Here is a 969-nt window from a genome sequence, read left to right on the forward strand (position 1 = left end):
AAAGTATTGTAAGTAACTCACTTTCGTTTTAATTATGTGAGCAGGTTCTTATCTTGTTGTTTGATTTGTGAACGACTGTAAAGTTTTGACTCGCAAGACATGATTTAATTAATTATTGGGTATACTTCCCTAACTTCTAATAAATCAGGACGCTGATTTCAACTATGAATGCATCTACAAACAACAAAATTGCTTTGTTATTTCTATCGCTAATGATGGCTAGTAGTACGAAGATATATGCAGAAATGCAGTCGCTATCTGACAGTGATTTATCTGAGGTCGATGGCCAAGGCATCGGTTTAGTGATGGATGACTTTATTTTCAGTCACGGCCATAATCCAAGCGAAGGCAAGGTATTCAGGATTAGTGGTGTAACTAACAGTGCTGGAGAAGACGTTGTAATCAACGTTAATCAAATGTATATCGCGCGTGCAGGTAGTAATTATGGGGAGACTCTAGAGGGTGTAAATCTAGGTAGGCTAACTAACCCATACGAAATTGATTTATTAAATGGTGATGACCCTGATATTGGCTTACCCGGAGAGGCGGTACTTGAATTTGCGGCACCTAGGAAGGTTTTAGATACTGCTCAAGGTTATGACTGTTTGACTGGTGCTGCAGGTGGGGAGTGTTCTAGTAGACCTTCATCTGCTGAATGGGTAAATGGGGAGAGGCCAGATCTTGGCTTAGAACTTGAAATTAATGATGGTGCTCTTGCAAGCAATTTAAACATCAATGTTGAAAGTGCCGTGTTTGACGGGTCTTACTTGCGCTTGTGGGGCGATGACGGGGAAGAGCGTATGGCAGCAGAGTTTCGTCTTAACTTTTATTCTCCCTCCATTGAGGTAAGTACTTGTGAGCAAATTAATCAAGGTTGCTCATCTAGCATTAAAATGTCCAACTTCCAAATGGAGTTGGCTTTAGGTCACACGTTCCAGCCCTTATACATCGGGGTAGATGGATCTAGCA

Annotated in this window: 1 protein-coding gene; it reads left to right on the plus strand. The window is 41.2% G+C overall.

What is annotated here, in order from left to right; genetic code table 11:
• Window positions 1-164: 164 nt before the first annotated feature.
• Window positions 165-969 (plus strand): hypothetical protein (locus tag A3729_RS10945; protein ID WP_068633813.1); only part of this gene is annotated, 805 nt, incomplete at its 3' end.

Source organism: Oleiphilus sp. HI0043, from assembly GCF_001634935.1.